The sequence below is a fragment of the Streptomyces sp. NPDC058664 genome (assembly GCF_042716635.1).
Taxonomy (GTDB): Bacteria; Actinomycetota; Actinomycetes; order Streptomycetales; family Streptomycetaceae; genus Streptomyces.
This window is the reverse complement of record NZ_JBHXRW010000012.1, coordinates 40606-56154: the sequence shown is the minus strand read 5'-3', so window position 1 is coordinate 56154 and position 15549 is coordinate 40606. Positions and strand designations below refer to the sequence as shown.

Annotated in this window: 22 protein-coding genes; 11 read left to right on the top strand and 11 right to left on the bottom strand. The window is 73.2% G+C overall.

What is annotated here, in order from left to right; translation table 11 throughout:
• Positions 1-73: 73 nt before the first annotated feature.
• The 5 genes from ACFWUY_RS12615 to ACFWUY_RS12595 all read right to left on the bottom strand — a co-directional run bounded on the left by ACFWUY_RS12615 (position 74) and on the right by ACFWUY_RS12595 (position 3182).
• Positions 74-310 carry a DUF2630 family protein gene (locus ACFWUY_RS12615; RefSeq protein ID WP_384106281.1) on the bottom strand — a complete coding sequence of 79 codons (237 nt, stop codon included), beginning with the start codon at positions 308-310 and terminating at the stop codon, positions 74-76.
• 18 nt (positions 311-328) lie between these two features.
• Complete coding sequence (locus ACFWUY_RS12610; protein ID WP_384106277.1) at positions 329-1360, bottom strand: endonuclease/exonuclease/phosphatase family protein; 1032 nt, start codon at positions 1358-1360, stop codon at positions 329-331.
• A gap of 50 nt (positions 1361-1410) precedes the next feature.
• The gene (locus ACFWUY_RS12605) at positions 1411-1824 is read right to left on the bottom strand and encodes a hypothetical protein (protein ID WP_384106271.1); all 414 of its coding nucleotides are present in this window, start codon (positions 1822-1824) and stop codon (positions 1411-1413) included.
• 91 nt (positions 1825-1915) lie between these two features.
• Complete coding sequence (locus ACFWUY_RS12600) at positions 1916-2347, bottom strand: hypothetical protein (protein ID WP_384106266.1); 432 nt, start codon at positions 2345-2347, stop codon at positions 1916-1918.
• Between the two features lie 37 nt (positions 2348-2384).
• On the bottom strand, positions 2385-3182 hold the full coding sequence (locus tag ACFWUY_RS12595; RefSeq protein ID WP_384106261.1) for an alpha/beta fold hydrolase: 798 nt from the start codon (positions 3180-3182) through the stop codon (positions 2385-2387).
• A 78-nt stretch (positions 3183-3260) separates the two neighbouring features.
• On the opposite strand from ACFWUY_RS12595, the gene ACFWUY_RS12590 reads away from it, so the two are divergent.
• From ACFWUY_RS12590 to ACFWUY_RS12575, 4 genes are all read left to right on the top strand, one after another.
• Entirely contained in the window at positions 3261-4589 is a 1329-nt protein-coding gene (locus ACFWUY_RS12590) for a PLP-dependent aminotransferase family protein (protein ID WP_384106258.1), read from the top strand.
• A 93-nt stretch (positions 4590-4682) separates the two neighbouring features.
• The gene (locus tag ACFWUY_RS12585) at positions 4683-5156 is read left to right on the top strand and encodes an RrF2 family transcriptional regulator (protein WP_384106538.1); all 474 of its coding nucleotides are present in this window, start codon (positions 4683-4685) and stop codon (positions 5154-5156) included.
• A gap of 90 nt (positions 5157-5246) precedes the next feature.
• Entirely contained in the window at positions 5247-5714 is a 468-nt protein-coding gene (locus tag ACFWUY_RS12580) for a RidA family protein (RefSeq protein WP_384106256.1), read from the top strand.
• Between the two features lie 95 nt (positions 5715-5809).
• A complete protein-coding gene (locus ACFWUY_RS12575) occupies positions 5810-6214 on the top strand; it encodes a hypothetical protein (protein ID WP_384106253.1) in 405 nt (134 codons plus the stop codon).
• Here ACFWUY_RS12575 and ACFWUY_RS12570 read toward each other — a convergent pair.
• On the bottom strand, positions 6172-6771 hold the full coding sequence (locus tag ACFWUY_RS12570; RefSeq protein WP_384106250.1) for a hypothetical protein: 600 nt from the start codon (positions 6769-6771) through the stop codon (positions 6172-6174). The genes ACFWUY_RS12575 and ACFWUY_RS12570 overlap by 43 nt on opposite strands.
• A 221-nt stretch (positions 6772-6992) precedes the next feature.
• Between ACFWUY_RS12570 and ACFWUY_RS12565 the strand changes: the two genes are divergently transcribed.
• Positions 6993-7961, top strand: a complete 969-nt coding sequence (locus ACFWUY_RS12565) for an ATP-binding cassette domain-containing protein (RefSeq protein WP_384106247.1) — start codon at positions 6993-6995, stop codon at positions 7959-7961.
• On the top strand, positions 7958-8824 hold the full coding sequence (locus ACFWUY_RS12560; RefSeq protein ID WP_384106244.1) for an ABC transporter permease: 867 nt from the start codon (positions 7958-7960) through the stop codon (positions 8822-8824). Before ACFWUY_RS12565 ends, ACFWUY_RS12560 begins: the two co-directional genes overlap by 4 nt.
• Before the next feature lie 20 nt (positions 8825-8844).
• On the opposite strand, the gene ACFWUY_RS12555 is transcribed toward ACFWUY_RS12560, so the two are convergent.
• The 3 genes from ACFWUY_RS12555 to ACFWUY_RS12545 are packed head-to-tail and all read right to left on the bottom strand — an operon-like array spanning position 8845 to position 11001.
• Complete coding sequence (locus tag ACFWUY_RS12555; protein WP_384106241.1) at positions 8845-9216, bottom strand: VOC family protein; 372 nt, start codon at positions 9214-9216, stop codon at positions 8845-8847.
• Between the two features lie 59 nt (positions 9217-9275).
• Positions 9276-9917, bottom strand: coding sequence for an FMN reductase (locus ACFWUY_RS12550; protein ID WP_384106238.1), 642 nt, complete (start codon positions 9915-9917; stop codon positions 9276-9278).
• Between the two features lie 4 nt (positions 9918-9921).
• Positions 9922-11001, bottom strand: coding sequence for an LLM class flavin-dependent oxidoreductase (locus tag ACFWUY_RS12545; RefSeq protein ID WP_384106235.1), 1080 nt, complete (start codon positions 10999-11001; stop codon positions 9922-9924).
• Positions 11002-11126: 125 nt separating this feature from the next.
• Between ACFWUY_RS12545 and ACFWUY_RS12540 the strand changes: the two genes are divergently transcribed.
• The 3 genes from ACFWUY_RS12540 to cobM are packed head-to-tail and all read left to right on the top strand — an operon-like array spanning position 11127 to position 13266.
• A complete protein-coding gene (locus ACFWUY_RS12540) occupies positions 11127-11255 on the top strand; it encodes a DUF6126 family protein (RefSeq protein WP_384106232.1) in 129 nt (42 codons plus the stop codon).
• Positions 11256-11287: 32 nt separating this feature from the next.
• Positions 11288-12520, top strand: a complete 1233-nt coding sequence (cbiE, locus tag ACFWUY_RS12535; RefSeq protein WP_384106229.1) for a precorrin-6y C5,15-methyltransferase (decarboxylating) subunit CbiE — start codon at positions 11288-11290, stop codon at positions 12518-12520.
• The gene (gene cobM, locus ACFWUY_RS12530) at positions 12517-13266 is read left to right on the top strand and encodes a precorrin-4 C(11)-methyltransferase (protein WP_384106226.1); all 750 of its coding nucleotides are present in this window, start codon (positions 12517-12519) and stop codon (positions 13264-13266) included. Before cbiE ends, cobM begins: the two co-directional genes overlap by 4 nt.
• 82 nt (positions 13267-13348) lie before the next feature.
• On the opposite strand, the gene ACFWUY_RS12525 is transcribed toward cobM, so the two are convergent.
• Positions 13349-13423 (bottom strand): 50S ribosomal protein bL37, encoded by a 75-nt coding sequence (locus ACFWUY_RS12525; RefSeq protein WP_099895366.1) that lies wholly within the window; start codon positions 13421-13423, stop codon positions 13349-13351.
• Positions 13424-13513: 90 nt separating this feature from the next.
• Here ACFWUY_RS12525 and ACFWUY_RS12520 point away from each other — a divergent pair, with 90 nt between their 5' ends.
• Positions 13514-14161, top strand: coding sequence for a hypothetical protein (locus tag ACFWUY_RS12520; RefSeq protein ID WP_384106223.1), 648 nt, complete (start codon positions 13514-13516; stop codon positions 14159-14161).
• Positions 14154-14384 carry a hypothetical protein gene (locus ACFWUY_RS12515; RefSeq protein WP_384106220.1) on the top strand — a complete coding sequence of 77 codons (231 nt, stop codon included), beginning with the start codon at positions 14154-14156 and terminating at the stop codon, positions 14382-14384. Before ACFWUY_RS12520 ends, ACFWUY_RS12515 begins: the two co-directional genes overlap by 8 nt.
• 30 nt (positions 14385-14414) lie before the next feature.
• On the opposite strand, the gene ACFWUY_RS12510 is transcribed toward ACFWUY_RS12515, so the two are convergent.
• Positions 14415-15548: a cobalt-precorrin-5B (C(1))-methyltransferase gene (locus ACFWUY_RS12510; RefSeq protein WP_384106217.1), complete on the bottom strand. Its 1134-nt coding sequence runs from the start codon at positions 15546-15548 to the stop codon at positions 14415-14417.
• Position 15549: the final 1 nt, after the last annotated feature.

The window sequence follows — 15549 nt, the reverse complement described above, 5'->3', positions numbered from 1 at the left end:
TTTCGTCCTAGGGCGGCGATGCCCGGGGCGACGGCGTCCGGCCGACGGCGCCGTCGGCCGCTCGGTCCGCCGATCAGTTGCGGTAGGACTCGACCTCGGCGGCCGGGCGGATCGTCGCCGTGTCCGGGTCCTCGCCGAACTCCGCCTTCGCCCGTCGCTGCCGCAGCAGGTCCCAGCACTGGTCGAGGCGCACCTCCAGTTCGGCGAGGCGGGTGAGTTCCTCGGGGAGGAGGCCGCCGGTCCGTTGCCGCAGGGCGCGTTCTTCCTCGACGAGGGCACCGATGTCGTCCAGGATCTCCTCGTTGTCCATGTCTTCCAGCGTGGCCGATCAGCGCCCGCCGCGCAGGTCGAGATCGGCGAGGACGGCACGGTGGTCGGAGCCCGTCAGGTCGAGGAAGCGGAGGTCCCGGACGCTGAAGTCCTGGCTGACCAGGACGTGGTCGATCTGGACGAACGGCGGCAGGGGTCCCTCCATGGGCCAGGTGGGGGTGCGGCTCGCGTCCGCGAGGCGGGCGGCGTCCTGGAGGTCGCCTCCGTCGAGGAGCGAGCGGAAGGCCGCGTGGTCCTGGGAGGCGTTGAAGTCGCCGGCGACCAGGAGGGGGCCGGTGTGGTGCAGGGCCGCGTCCTCGATCCGGCGGAGCTCCCGCTTCCACTCGTCCACCTGGCCCGGCACCGGCGGCATCGGGTGGGCGAGTTGCAGGCGTACGGGCACTCCGGCGATCTCCGCCGTGGCGCCCGGCATGCCCATGGCCGCCGGGATCACCCGCTCGTCGGTCAGCGGGTAGGCGCTCAGCAGGACGGAGCCGACGGATCCGTCGGCTTCGACCGAGGCCCGGTGGGGCAGTTCGGCCGCGAACGCGGTGGCGAGGGCGCGCCCGCAGGCCCGGTCGCACTCGGAGACGAACACCAGCTGGGGCCGCTCGCGCCGGACGGCGTCGGTCAGCGCCCCGGTGGCCTGGCCGAACTCGACGTTGGCGGCGAGCACCCGGACCTGGGTGAGGGGGAGCCCGTAGGAGGTGACGAGTTGCGGCATGTAGGGCAGGGAGGCCCAGCCGGTGGCGGTGAGGACGACGACGGCCGTGAAGGCGAGGACGCGGCGGCGGGCGACGGCGGCGAGGAGCACCGCGAGCCCGGCGGGCACGGCGAACCAGGGCAGGAGGGAGAGCAGCTGCGGTACGGGCGTGTCTCCGTCGGTGTCGAGGAGACGGCAGCCGGTGAGGAAGGCGGGCATGACGAGGAGCAGCCCGGCGGCCCAGGCGGTGAGGCGGTGCCTGGGCCGGAGCGGTGGTGGTTCGGAGGCCGCCGGGGCGGCGCTCGTCGCGGGCGGGGGTTCCGGCACGGCGGTGAGGGCTCGGTCCACGTAGCTCAGTTTCGCAGTCCTCGGTGCCGTAGTCCTCGGCGTCGCGGTCCTCAGTGCCGCAGCGCCTGTGCGATCTCCGCCTTGGTGTCGCCCGAGAGCGTCCGGTTGCTGCGTGCGGTACCGGTCTTGGACGAGCCGGGCCCGACGCCGTCGATGCTGACGACGACGGAGTCGAGGAAGTTCCCCTGGCCGTCCCGGAAGTTCACCATGACCGTGTAGTCGGCGTTCTTGTCCTTCGGGTTGGTCGCGGTGATCTCGGCGACCGTGCGGTCGCCGTCGGTGCTCGTCGGCCCGGCGCGCACGTCGCCGCCGGCGTTCGCCCCGTCCTTGACCTCGTTCATCTTGTCCTGGGCGGCCGAGGCGACGGCGGCGGTGGCGGAGGAGACGACCTCGCCCGCCTTGTCGGCGACGGTGTCGCAGCCGGTGAGGGCGAGTGCCGTGGTCGCGGCGAGGGAGAGGGCCACCGCCGTGGTGTGCCTCGTGGGTGACCGCCCGGTGGCCGACCGCCTCGTGAGGGACCGTCCCGTGGGTGACCGTCTCATGGGTGGCCCGTCCTCAGAGTCGCTCGTCGCGGCCGTACGCCTCGTTCGTCGCCAGCGCCCAGATCACGAAGACCGAGACGGCCATGGAGAAGAGCGCCCACCACGGGTGGTACGGCAGGAAGAGGAACTGGAGGAGGATGTTGAGGGAGGCGAGTGCGATACCGGTGACCCGGCCCCATTCGGCGCCCTTGAGGATGCCGAAGCCGGCGATCACGAGGATGACGCCGAGGATGAGGTGGATCCAGCCCCAGGTGGTGAGGTTGAACTTGAAGACGTAGTCGCCGACGCGGGTGTAGATGTCGTCCTTCGCGATGCCGGCGATGCCCTGGAAGATGTCCATGAAGCCGGTGACCAGCATGAGGACGCCGGCGAAGAGCGTGCCGCCTGCGGCCCAGGCGCTGGAGGAGGAGTTCGGCCTGCGGGGTGGTGCGGTGTTCTGGCTCATGGCCCCATCGTCGGGGCGTTCGCGCGGCCGCGAATCTTCAGATGGGCCGTACGGGTGAGCGGAGATAGGTCTCCAGTACGGCGTCGAACTCCTCGGTCCTCTCCAGGTTCGGCAGGTGCGCGGCCCGCTCGATCACGGCGAGCGTGGCGTGGGGGAGCAGCGCGTGCATCTCCTCGGCGTCGGCGACCGGGGTGTACGTGTCGTCCCGGCCGACGACCACGAGCGCGGGGAACGGGACCGTGGTGAGGGTCTCCCGGTAGTCGGGGCGTTCGGCCCGGCCGCGCAGGGCGGCGGCCGCGGCGACCGGGTCGGTGGCGCACATCATGCGGTGGACGTGGGGTGCGGCGTGGGTGTTGTACGGGGCGACCATCCGGTCGAGGACCTCGTCGGCGTACCCGCGCATGCCCTCGCGCAGGAGCCGGTCGGCCATGGCGTTCCTGGCGGCCTTGCCGTCCTCGGTCTCGGCGGCGGGGAAGGTGTCGGCGAGGACGAGGCCGCTGACGCGTCCGGGGTGGCGGCGGTAGAGCTCCATGGCGATCTGGCCGCCCATGGAGAGGCCGACGAGGACGCAGTCCTCGATCTCCAGGTCGTCGAGGAGTGCGACGAGGTCCTCGGCGAAGACGCCGAGGTCGGTGGAGCCGGTCGCCGGGCCGAGGGGCGTGTCGCCGTAGCCGCGCAGGTCGGGGGCGATCACGCGGTGGGTGCGGGAGAACCGCTCGATCTGGGGCCGCCACATGGTGTGGTCGAAGGGGTGGCCGTGGACGAGGAGGAGGGCGGGGCCGGTGCCCCGGTCCTCGTAGAAGGTCTCGGCCTGGACTGTTCTGGAAACGGGCATGGCCGCAGGCTAGGCAGCCGCAACTACTCGGTGCAATAAGATTTTTGCTCTCGGTGCAATAGGGGTGAGGGGGTCCGGGTGGAGGAGTACCGCAGGATCGCGGACCGGGTCGAGGCGGCCGTCCGGGACGGGCGGCTGAGCCCCGGTGACCGGCTGCCGCCGCAGCGGGTCTTCGCCCGCCGCCACGGGATCGCGAACTCGACGGCCATCCGCGTGTACGGCGAGCTCGCGCGCCGCGGTCTGGTCGTCGGGGAGGTCGGCCGCGGCACCTTCGTCCGGGCCGCGCCCCCGCTGCCGGGGGCCGCGCTCGCCGAGGCCACCGGCGCCGCTCCCGTCGACCTCCAGCTCAACTACCCCGGCTTCAAGGGCCAGTCGGAGCTGATGGCCCGCGCGCTCACCGCCCTCGGCCGGCCCGACGTCCTGGCCGAGGCCGTCTCCCGGCCCGCCGCCGCCACCGGCACCCCGGAGGCCCGCGACGCGGCGGCGGCCGTCCTCGCCCGGCCCGGCTGGGCGCCCGACCCCGCGAGCGTGCTCTTCGCCGGGAACGGACGGCAGGCCATCGCCGCCGCGCTCTCCGCGCTCGTCCCGCCCGGCGGTCGGCTGGGCGTCGAGGCGCTCACGTACCCGCTGGTCAAGGTGGTCGCCGAACGGCTCGGCATCCGGCTCGTGCCGCTCGCCCTCGACGCCGAGGGGGTACGGCCCGAGGCCCTCGCGGCCGCCCACCGGGCGGCGCCCCTCGCCGCCGTCTACCTCCAGCCGACCCTGCACAACCCGCTCTCCTCGACCACCGGGGAGGGGCGGCGGGCCGCGCTGGCCGAGCTGTTGCGGAGCCTGGACCTCACCGCCGTCGAGGACACCACCTGGGCCTTCCTCGTACCGGACGCGCCCGCCCCGCTCGCCGCGCACGCCCCCGAGCGGGTCGTCCTCGTCGACAGCCTCTCCAAGCGGCTCGCCCCCGGCCTGACGGTCGGCTACCTGGTGGTGCCGGGGCCGCTGCGCACGGCGGTCGCCGACGCCCTGCGTTCCGGCGCCTGGACGGCGGGCGGCCTCGCGCTCGCCGCCGCCACCCGCTGGGCCGGGGACGGGACGGTCGCCGAGGCGGTCGCGGCCAAGCGGGCGGACGCGGAGGCCCGGCACGCCCTGGTCCTGCGGAGACTCGCCGGGCACACCCTGCGGACCTCCCCGTACGCGTACTACTGCTGGTGGGAACTGCCCGCGCCCTGGCGGGCGGAGACCTTCACGGCCGCCGCCGCACGCGCGGGCGTGGCGGTCACCCCGGGCAGTGCCTTCGCGGTGGGGGCGGGCACGGCCCCGGACGCGATCCGGGCCGGTCTCGCGTCCCCGCCCCACGCGGTCCTCGACGACGCCCTCGCCCGCCTGGCGGCGCTCGCGGCCGAACCGGTCTGAACGCTCGCGGCCGGACGGCCTGAACGCGGGAAGCCGGTGAGGAGGCCTCCTTGCTCTCCCTATCCTGGACATGTAGAGTCCAGAATCATGAAGATGAGCGAGGGCGTGGAATGGGCCCTGCACAGCTGCCTGAACCTGGCCTGGATCGGACCCGGGCAGGCGGTCACCGCCGCACGTCTCGCGGCCTATCACGAGCTGCCCCCCGCCTACCTCAACAAGCAGCTCCAGGCGCTCGCCCGCGCCGGGATCGTCACCTCGGTCTCCGGACCCAAGGGCGGCTTCCGGCTCGCCCGAGGCCTCGACCGGATCACGCTGATGGACGTCGTCGCCGCCGTGGAAGGCCCTGACGAGGCCTTTCGCTGCACCGAGATCCGACAGCAGGGACCCGGCGCGGGAGCACCGGGGACGTACGCCGCCGAGTGCGCCATCGCCGGCGCCATGGGACGCGCCGAACTGGCCTGGCGGCGGGAGCTCATGGCCCAGACCCTGGACGACGTACGGGAGCGGGCGGAACTCCAGGCGCCGACCGCACCCGACCGGCTCCGCCACTGGTTCGCCAACGCCTGACGAGGTCGCCCTTCCCGCGTGGGGGCGGCGCGCCCGAAGAGCGTAATCCTGGATATCTCATATCCACTTCTCTGGAAGGAACGACCAGCCATGACCGCCCAGCCGACGACTCCCACCACCGCTGCCGCTGTCGAGGGCTCCGCCGACCAGCGGGTCATCACCAACCCCGGCACCCTCCACGACCCCACCCCCTTCGGCTACAGCCACGCCGTCTCCGCGCCCGGCGAGCCCGTCTTCATCGCCGGGCAGTACGCCTCCGACGCCACCGGCGCCCCCGTTCCCGGCGACTTCGCCGCCCAGGTCGAGCTCTCCCTGACGAACCTGCGGCTCGCCCTGGAAGGCGTCGGCCTCGGCCTGTCGCACGTCGTCCGGCTCGGCTCGTACGTCGTCGAGCACGACCTCGCCAAGCTGGAGGTCCTCGGCAAGGCCCTGCACGCCCACTTCGGCGAGCGGCTGCCCGCGCAGACCCTCAGCGGGGTCGCGGCGCTCGCCCTGCCGGGCATGCTCTTCGAGATCGACGCCGTCGCCGTACGGCCCGCGGCCCGATCCGCGGCCTGATCCGCCGCCTGATCCACTTGCGGGGCGCCGGGCGCGGGTGTGACCTGGAGGATGCGGGAAGCAGCAGGGGGGCGAGAGACGAAGGAGCTCCTGCCATGGCCGCACACGCAGCGGTACCGACCCGGCGCCACGTCAGCGCGCACGGCTGGGGCGGCCCGGTCGCCATCGGCGTCCTGTACGGCCTCTACGCGTCGACCGTCGCCCGCCACGGCGGCCCCGCCACCCTCGGGCAGCTGTGGCTCGGCCTCGTCTCGGCCGCGGTCCTCGCCGGCGGGATCTACGTGCTCCGGCGCCGCGGCGGCGTCCTCCCCCGCGAGCTGCGGGCCGCCGCCTGGGGCAGCCTGACCGGCATCGCGGTCGGCTTCCTCTTCAGCCTGTCCGGCGCCAGCGTCCTGTCGTCGACCGGGCTCGGACTGGCCTTCGCCGGGTTCGCCGGCGCCGCCGCCTTCTACCTCTTCTACACCCACGAGGACGCCGTCGGCCGCCCCGCGCCGTACTGACGACCCCGAGGCCGCTGAGGCCCCCGAGGCCCCTGGGGTCCCCGAGACCCCGCGCCGTGGCGGCGCCGCCGGTGGTAGGCGACCGCCACGGCGGCGAGCAGCACGGGCCAGGCCGCGAGGGGCGCGTAGCAGGCGATCAGCAGGGCGTTCTGGGCCGGGGTGGCCGGGACGCCGGGGCCGAGGCCCGCGTACGAGGCGTACACGCCCCACCCGGCGATGGCACACAGCCCCGCCACCCCGGCGAGGGCCGCGCCCGTCCCGGCGGCCGGGTTCACCCGCCGCCCGCCGAGGAACGGCAGCCAACGGGGGAACACCTCGCCCCAGGAGCGGACGAGCCCCAGGGTGAGGAGGGCGAGCAGCTCGGACACGACGCTGAGGGAGACGACGTACACGGACTCCCCCGCGCTCATCGTGCCGAGACCGGCGTCCCGCGTGACCGGGAGGCCGGCGACGAGCGCGAGCCGCCACAGTCCGGACGGGAGGGTGACCAGGGGGACCGCGTGAGCGGCGAGGGCGGCCCAACGGGGCACGTCGGGGAGGGCTTTGAATCTCGTCATGGGCCCAGCGTCCGCCCGCCGCCCCCGCCAGGGCGTCGCCCCGGAGGGCCGTTCCCCTCCGCCGGGCGGGGGAGCCGGGATCCTCCGGTACGGGGAGCTACGGGGAGGGGGGACGCCCTCGGTACGGGGAGGGGGACGTCCTCCCGCCGCCCTGGCGATCCGCCGGAGGGTGACGGAGACTGGCAGGAGCGCTGTCTCCCGGACCCCGGAGGGGAAACGGTATGACCGACCTCGCCATCGAGACCGAGGGCCTGGTCAAGCTCTTCGGTACGAACCGCGCCGTCGACGGCGTCGACCTGCGCGTCCCCGCCGGCACCGTCTACGGCGTCCTCGGACCCAACGGCGCGGGCAAGACCACCGCCGTCAAGATGCTCGCCACCCTCCTCCGACCCGACGGAGGCCGGGCCCGCGTCTTCGGCAAGGACGTCGTCAAGGACGCCGACACCGTGCGCGGCCGGGTGAGCCTCACCGGCCAGTACGCCTCCGTCGACGAGGACCTGACCGGCACCGAGAACCTGGTCCTGCTCGGCCGGCTGCTCGGTCACACCCGGCCCGCCGCCCGCACGCGCTCCGCGCAGCTGCTCGCCGCGTTCGGGCTCGCGGAGGCCGCCGACAAGCAGGTCAAGAACTACTCGGGCGGCATGCGGCGCCGTATCGACATCGCCGCGTCCATCCTCAACACCCCCGACCTGCTCTTCCTCGACGAGCCGACGACCGGCCTCGACCCGCGCAGCCGCAACCAGGTCTGGGACATCGTCCGGGCGGTCGTCGCCCAGGGCACCACCGTCCTGCTCACCACCCAGTACCTCGACGAGGCGGACCAGCTGGCCTCCCGCATCGCGGTCATCGACCACGGGAAGGTGATCGCGGAGGGCACGAAGGGCGAGCTGAAGGCCTCGGTCGGCTCGGGTTCCGTGCACGTACGGCTCCGGGACCCGCGGCAGCGCCCGGCGGCCGAGCGGGTCCTGGCCGACGTCCTGCGGGCCACCGTCCAGCTCGACCCGGACCCGGTGGCGCTCACCGCCACCGTCGACGGCCACGGGACGGACACCGGCGCCTCCGAGCAGGCCGCGCGGGCGCTCGCGGAGCTGGCACGGGCCGGGATCACGGTCGACGACTTCGCGCTGGGACAGCCCAGTCTCGACGAGGTGTTCCTGGCGCTGACGGACAGGAAAGGAACGGCGGCATGACCACCGTCTCCACCGGCAAGGACACGCGGACGGCCGACGCCCTCGACTTCGAGGCCCCACGGTCGGAGGAACTGGCCGCCCTCCTCGTCGGCCACGAGCGCCCGCCGCGCCCCAGTGCGCTGTCCGCGTCGCTGACGTTCGGCTGGCGGGCCATGCTGAAGATCAAGCACGTGCCGGAGCAGCTGTTCGACGTGACGGCGTTCCCGATCATGATGGTGCTGATGTACACGTACCTCTTCGGGGGCGCGCTCGCCGGATCCGTCTCCTCGTACATCCAGTTCCTGCTGCCCGGCATCCTGGTGATGAGCGTCGTGATGATCACGATGTACACAGGGGTCTCGGTCAACACCGACATCGAGAAGGGCGTCTTCGACCGCTTCCGCACGCTGCCGATCTGGCGGCCGGCACCGATGGTCGGCTATCTGCTCGGCGACGTCGTCCGCTATCTGATCGCCTCGGCGGTCATGCTCACCGTCGGCATGATCATCGGCTACCGGCCGGACGGCGGGGTGGCGGGCGTCCTGCTCGGGGTCGCGCTGCTGCTGGTGTTCTCGTTCTCGTTCTCGTGGATCTGGACCATGTTCGGGCTGATGCTCCGCAGCGAGAAGTCCGTCATGGGCGTCAGCATGATGGTGATCTTCCCGCTGACGTTCCTGTCCAACGTGTTCGTCGACCCGAGGACGATGCCGGGCTGGCTCCAGGCCTTCGTCAACAACAGCCCGGTCACCCATCTGGCGACCTCGGTACGGGAGCTGATGGCCGGGAACTGGCCGGCCGCCGACATCACCTGGACGCTGGGCTGGTCGGCGGTGCTCGTCACCGTCTTCGGCCCGGTCACCATGCGGCTCTACAACCGCAAGTAGGCGCTGTCACCGCGCCCGTGTCACTGCCCTCGTGGAGTGGTCTGCTGGACCGCCCAGCGGTTGCCGTCCGGGTCGGCGAAGTAGACGAACGACCCCCACGGCTGGTCGTCGATCCCGCTGACCTCGACCCCGCGGGCGGTGAGCTCGCGGTGGGCCTCCTCGATGTCGGTGACGACGACCTGCATGTTGTCGAGGGAACCCGGGGCCATCTCCGTGATGCCCTTGCCGAAGGCGATCGAGCAGGCCGAGCCGGGCGGGGTCATCTGGACGAAGCGGATGCCGTCGCCGACCGGGATGTCGTGGTCGGCGTGGAACCCCACCCGCTCGTAGAAGGCCTTGGCCCGGTCGACGTCGGTGACGGGCACACCGATCAGTTCCAGCTTGATGTCCATGAGGGCATCATGCGCCCGACGGGGGCCGGGCGCATGACGTGTCCCACCGGCCGAACCGGTCAGTCGAGGCGCAGATCGGCCAGCTGCCGCTCGAAGGGGACGATCTCGTCCTCGTCGTCCCGCCCGCCCGGCCGGGCCGCGACCATGTCCGCGAACTCGCTGCCCGCCCGGTTGATCCGGGACGGCAGTCCGTCGCGCTCGTCCCTGATCGGGGAGGCCTCGTCGCCGCCCGAGCCCCAGTCCTCCGAGGCCGCGTAGACGGCGGTCGGCGCGACGAGGGCCCGCAGGTAGGCGAAGAGCGGCCGCAGGGCGTGGTCGAGGACGAGCGAGTGACGGGCGGTGCCGCCGGTGGCCCCGACGAGGACCGGGGTGCCGGTCAGCGCGGCCGGGTCGATCAGGTCGAAGAACGACTTGAACAGACCGCTGTACGAGGCCGTGAACACGGGGGTCACGGCGATGACCCCGTCGGCGCCCGTCACCGTGTCGATGGCTTCCTGGAGCGCGGCGGAGGGGAAGCCCGTGACGAAGTTCTTCGCGATGTCGACGGCCAGGTCGCGCAGTTCGACGACCTGGACGTCGACCGCGTACTCCTGCTCGGCCAGCCGGTACCGGGCCGCCTGGAGGAGGCGGTCGGCGAGCAGCCGGGTGGAGGAGGGGGAGCTGAGGCCGGCGGAGACCGCGACCAGCTTCAACGTCTGCACGGTGTCAGACCTCCTTGGACGCGAGGACGGCGGGGTGGAGCGGGGCGGTGGCGGGGACCCCGGCCGGGCGCAGGCTCTCGAACTCCTTGCGCAGCACCGGGACGACCTCCTCGCCGAGGATGTCGAGCTGTTCGAGGACCGTCTTGAGGGGCAGTCCGGCGTGGTCGACGAGGAACAGCTGCCGCTGGTAGTCGCCCACGTAGTCGCGGAAGGACAGGGTGCGCTCGATGACCTCCTGCGGCGAGCCGACGGTCAGCGGGGTCTCCCGGGAGAACTCCTCCAGGGTGGGGCCGTGGCCGTAGACCGGCGCGTTGTCGAAGTACGGGCGGAAGTCCCGTACCGCGTCCTGCGAGTTCTTGCGCATGAACACCTGGCCGCCGAGGCCGACGACGGCCTGCTCCTCCGTCCCGTGGCCGTAGTGGGCGTACCGCTGCCGGTAGAGGCGGACCATCTTCTCGGTGTGCTGCTTGGGCCAGAAGATGTGGTTCGCGAAGAACCCGTCGCCGTAGTAGGCGGCCTGCTCGGCGATCTCGGGGGAGCGGATGGAGCCGTGCCAGACGAACGGCGGGACGCCGTCGAGCGGGCGGGGGGTGGAGGTGAAGCCCTGGAGGGCACCGCGGAACTTGCCCTCCCAGTCGACCACGTCCTCCCTCCACAGCTTGTGGAGGAGCGCGTAGTGCTCGATGGCGAGCGGGATGCCCTGGCGGATGTCCTGTCCGAACCACGGGTAGACCGGACCGGTGTTGCCGCGGCCCATCATCAGGTCCACGCGGCCGTCGGCGAGGTGCTGGAGGGTCGCGTAGTCCTCGGCGATCTTCACCGGGTCGTTGGTGGTGATCAGGGTCGTGGAGGTGGAGAGGATCAGGTTCTCGGTGCGGGCGGCGATGTGCCCGAGGAGGGTGGTGGGGGAGGACGGCACGAACGGCGGGTTGTGGTGCTCGCCGGTCGCGAAGACGTCGAGTCCGACCTCCTCGGCCTTGAGCGCGATGGCGACGGTGTTCTTGATGCGCTCGTGCTCGGTGGGGGTGCGGCCGGTGGTGGGGTCGGTCGTCACGTCTCCGACGGTGAAGATCCCGAACTGCATCGTGCTCACCTCTCGCGGTGTTTCGCGCCGTGCGGCTTGTCGCCCCGGGGCTTGTTGGTTGAATCTTAAACTGTCACGTCCAACGGCGCGACCCCCTCCCCTATTCCGCCCGTACCCTGGAGGCCATGTCCGACTACGAGCGCTGGAAAGAGCGCGGGGTGATGCTCCGCGTCTTCGTGTACGTCTTCGCGACGCACGCCTTCGCCGGCTTCGTCTGGCTCCTCTTCCACGTCGGTCAGAACGCCCAGAAGTAGGAGCCGCGAGGGGCTCACGTAGAGTCCCCGACGTGAACGCTGCGATATCGGTGGTGTCGGTCGTCGGGATCGGCGCGGACGGCTGGGACGGACTCCCCGAGACCTCCCGCCGCGTCCTGCGCACCGCCCAGGTCCTCATCGGCGCCCCCCGCCAGCTCGACCTGCTGCCCGCCGACACCTGCCCCGGCGAGCGGATCACCTGGCCGTCCCCGCTCCGCCCCGCCGTCCCCGGACTGCTCGCCGCCCACCAGGACCGGACGGTCGCCGTCCTCGCCAGCGGCGACCCCTCCTTCTACGGCATCGGCCGCACCCTCGCCGAGACCCTCGGCGCCCAGCGGCTCCGCGTCCTGCCCCACCCCTCCTCCGTCTCGTACGCCTGCGCCCGGCTCGGCTGGCCCCTGGAAGCGGTCGAGACCGTCTCCCTCGTCGCCCGGCCCCTCGCCGCCCTCGCCGCCGCCCTCCACCCCGGGCGCCGGCTCCTCGTCCTCGGCGAAGGCCCCGGCACCCCCGCCGACGTCGCCGCGTACCTCCGCGACACCGGCTGGGGCGGCACCCGGATCCGGGTCCTGGAACAGCTCGGCGGCCCCCGCGAGCGGCTCCTCGACGGGACCGCCGCCGACTGGCCGTACGAGCGGACCGACGCGCTCCACGTCCTCGCCCTCGACTGCGCACGCGACCCGGACACCCTCCGGCTCGGCGCCGTACCCGGCCTGCCGGACGAGGCGTACGAGCACGACGGGCAGCTCACCAAGAGGTACGTGCGCGCCGCCACGCTCGCCGCCCTCGCCCCCGCCCCCGGCGAACTCCTCTGGGACATCGGAGGCGGCTCCGGCTCCATCGGCGTCGAATGGATGCGGACCCACCGCTCCTGCCGGGCGATCACCGTCGAGAAGTCCCCCGAGCGCGCCGCCCGCATCACCCGCAACGCCGACCGCCTCGGCGTCCCCGGCCTGCGCGTCGTCACCGGCCCCGCCCCCGCGGCCCTCACCGGCCTCCCCGCCCCCCACGCGGTCTTCATCGGCGGCGGCCTCACCGCCCCCGGCCTCCTCGACGCCTGCTGGGACGCGCTCCCCGCCGGCGGCCGGCTCGTCGCCAACACCGTGACCCTGGAGTCCGAGGCGCTGCTCGCCGACCGCTACCGCCGCCACGGCGGCGAACTGATCCGGCTCGCCGTCGCCACCGCCGTCCCCGTCGGCGGCTTCACCGGCTGGCGCCAGGCGATGCCGGTCACCCAGTGGTCCGTCACCAAGGAAGAGGAAGCATGACCGTCTACTTCATCGGCGCGGGCCCGGGCGCGGCCGACCTGATCACCCTGCGCGGCGCGCGGACGCTCGCGTCCTGCGGGGTCTGCCTGTACGCCGGTTCCCTCGTTCCCACCGAGCTGCTCGCCGAGTGCGGACCCGACACGCGCCTCGTCGACACGGCGAAGATGGATCTGGACGGGATCATCGAGGAGATCGCCGCCGCCCACGAGGCCGGCCAGGACGTGGCCCGCCTCCATTCCGGCGACCCGTCCGTCTTCAGCGCGATGGCCGAGCAGATGCGGCGGCTCGACGCGCTGGGCATCCCGTACGAGGTCGTCCCCGGCGTCCCGGCGTTCGCGGCGGCGGCCGCCGCGCTCAAGCGGGAACTGACCGTCCCCACGGTCGGCCAGACGGTGGTCCTCACCCGGATCGCCCAGCAGGCCACGCCCATGCCCGAGGGCGAGGACCTCGCCACCCTGGGCCGCAGCGGCGCCCTGCTCGTCCTCCACCTGGCCGCCCGCTACGTCGACCGGGTCGTGGCCGAACTCGTCCCCCACTACGGCGCCGACTGCCCGGCCGCGGTCGTGGCGATGGCCAGCCGCCCCGACGAGCTCGTGCTGCGGGGCACCCTCGACGACATCGCGGCGCAGACGAAGGCGGCGGGCATCACGAAGACGGCCGTCATCCTCGTCGGCCGCACCCTCGCGGCCTCGGAGTTCCGCGACAGCCACCTGTACGACCCGGCGCGCGACCGCCACGTCTGCTGAGCCGTCCACCGGACACGCGCGGACACGCGGCGGGGCCCCGGGAAGTCCGATCCCCGGGGCCCCGCCGCGTGTACGTCCGTGCTCAGGCGTTCGGCCGCTTGCCGTGATTCGCCTTCTTCTTCTTACGGGCCCGCTTCTTGTTGCCGCGCTTGGCCATGGGACTCCCTCTCGCTCGGGGGTGTGCCTTCGCAAGCCTAGGTTCGGGCGCGGGGGGCCGCATGTCGGTGCCACGGTCTTGAATGGACCCGTGACCGTCTACGACGTGGCCCGGGCGCTGCCGGGCATCGGGGAACTGCGCGACCACTGCCAAGGCCTCGCGATGCTGGACGCCGTCCTGAGCCCGGAGTGGGAGGATCGGTACTACTCCTTCGCCAAGGAGACGGCATCGACGCGCGACGGACAGGGCGACGAGTACACGATCGCGTTCACCCGAGCGGGGGCGCTCGTCCAGGGCTTCGCCCACGAGGCGTCGATGAGCCCGTGGGCCCGCATGGACGACCCGGTGGTGTGGCCGGGCGTGCTCGACGACGTACCGGAAGTCTTCCGGCCGTATGCGCCGGAGGAAGAGGGCGAGCCTCCGGCCGTCACCGCCTGTCTGTGGCGTGAGACGGCCGACTCCGCCTGGCGTACGGGCTCCATCGACTTCCCCGCCTGGGGCGACGGCGAGCCGGACGGCTCCGACACCCTCTTCGAGCTGCTCGTCGACCGCTCGGCGGAGGCGTACGCGGAGTGGGCCTCGGACTACTACGAGACCCCGGTCGACCTGGACGCCGTACGCCACGTCCTCGCCCTGCGCCCCCTCACGCCCGCGATCGTCACGGCCCTCAACCCGGACGTGGAGATCGCCGACCTGGCCGGGGACATCGCGGAGATCGGCTATCCCGGCCATGAATGACCGGGACGGGCTCAAGGAGCCGGCCGCCTGGCCGGAGGCGGAGTACGGACCTGTCACGGAGGCCGAGCCGGCGGCGGCACGGGCCGAGCTGGCGGGCTTCGACGCCGAGCACGAGCGCCGCCGCGCGGCTTCCGCCGTACACGGCCTTCCTGACCTCGGCCTCCCCGACCTCGACAACGTCGACATCGAGGAGGTGCTCAAGAGAAGGGGAACGGCGGAGTGACCGCCGACGCGGCACAACCGCCGGTCGGCGCTATCCGGCCCGGTACTCCGGCCCCGCCACCGCCGACCGTCCCACCACCGTCCCCGCCCGGTCGACGCAGACCACGTCGACCGCCACCGGCGCGCCCCGCAGGACCGCGAGGGCCTCGTCGCGGGCCCGGGCGGCGACCAGGTCGCCGAGGGGGACGCCGGCGGCCTCGCAGAGGCGGAGGGCGGCGAGGCCCGTGTTCGCGCCGGCGATCTCCGCCGCCAGGGGCTCCGGGGCGCCTCCCGAGCGGGCCAGGTCGGCGAGGAAGGCCTTGTCGACCTGGGAGCGGGCCGAGTGGAGGTCCAGGTGGCCCGCCGCCAGCTTGGAGAGCTTCGCGAAGCCGCCGCAGATCGTGAGGCGGTCGACGGGGTGGCGGCGGACGTACTTGAGGACCGCGCCCGCGAAGTCGCCCATGTCGAGGAGGGCGATCTCCGGCAGGTCGTAGAGGGTCGTCACCGTCCGCTCCGACGTCGAGCCGGTGCAGCCCGCCACGTGGGTGAGACCGCCCGCGCGGGCCACGTCCACGCCCCGCCGGATGGAGTCGATCCAGGCCGAGCAGGAGTACGGGACGACGATCCCGGTCGTGCCGAGGATGGACAGGCCGCCGAGGATGCCGATCCGGGGGTTCCAGGTGGAGCGGGCGATCTCGGCGCCGTGGTCGACGGAGACGGTGATCTCGACGTCGCCGGCGCCCCCGTGCCGGGCGGCGACCTCGGCGACGTGGTCGCGCATCAGCTGCCGGGGGACCGGGTTGATCGCCGGCTCGCCCACGTCGAGGGGCAGGCCGGGCAGGGTGACCGTACCGACGCCGTCGCCCGCCCGGAAGACCACGCCCGAGCCCGGCGGCAGGAGCCGTACCGTCGCCCGGATCACCGCGCCGTGGGTGACGTCGGGGTCGTCGCCCGCGTCCTTCACCACGGCGGCCATGGCGGACCCGCCGGACAGGGACTCGGCGGTCAGCGCGAACGACGGCGTCTGCCCCTTCGGCAGCGTGATCGTCACCGGGTCCGGGAAATCGCCGGTCAGGAGGGCCGTGTACGCGGCTGTCGTCGCCGCCGTCGCACAGGCCCCCGTCGTCCAGCCCGGCCGGAGACCGGTGTGCTTGAGTTGGGCCTCACGCCCGCCGCCTGACGTCACG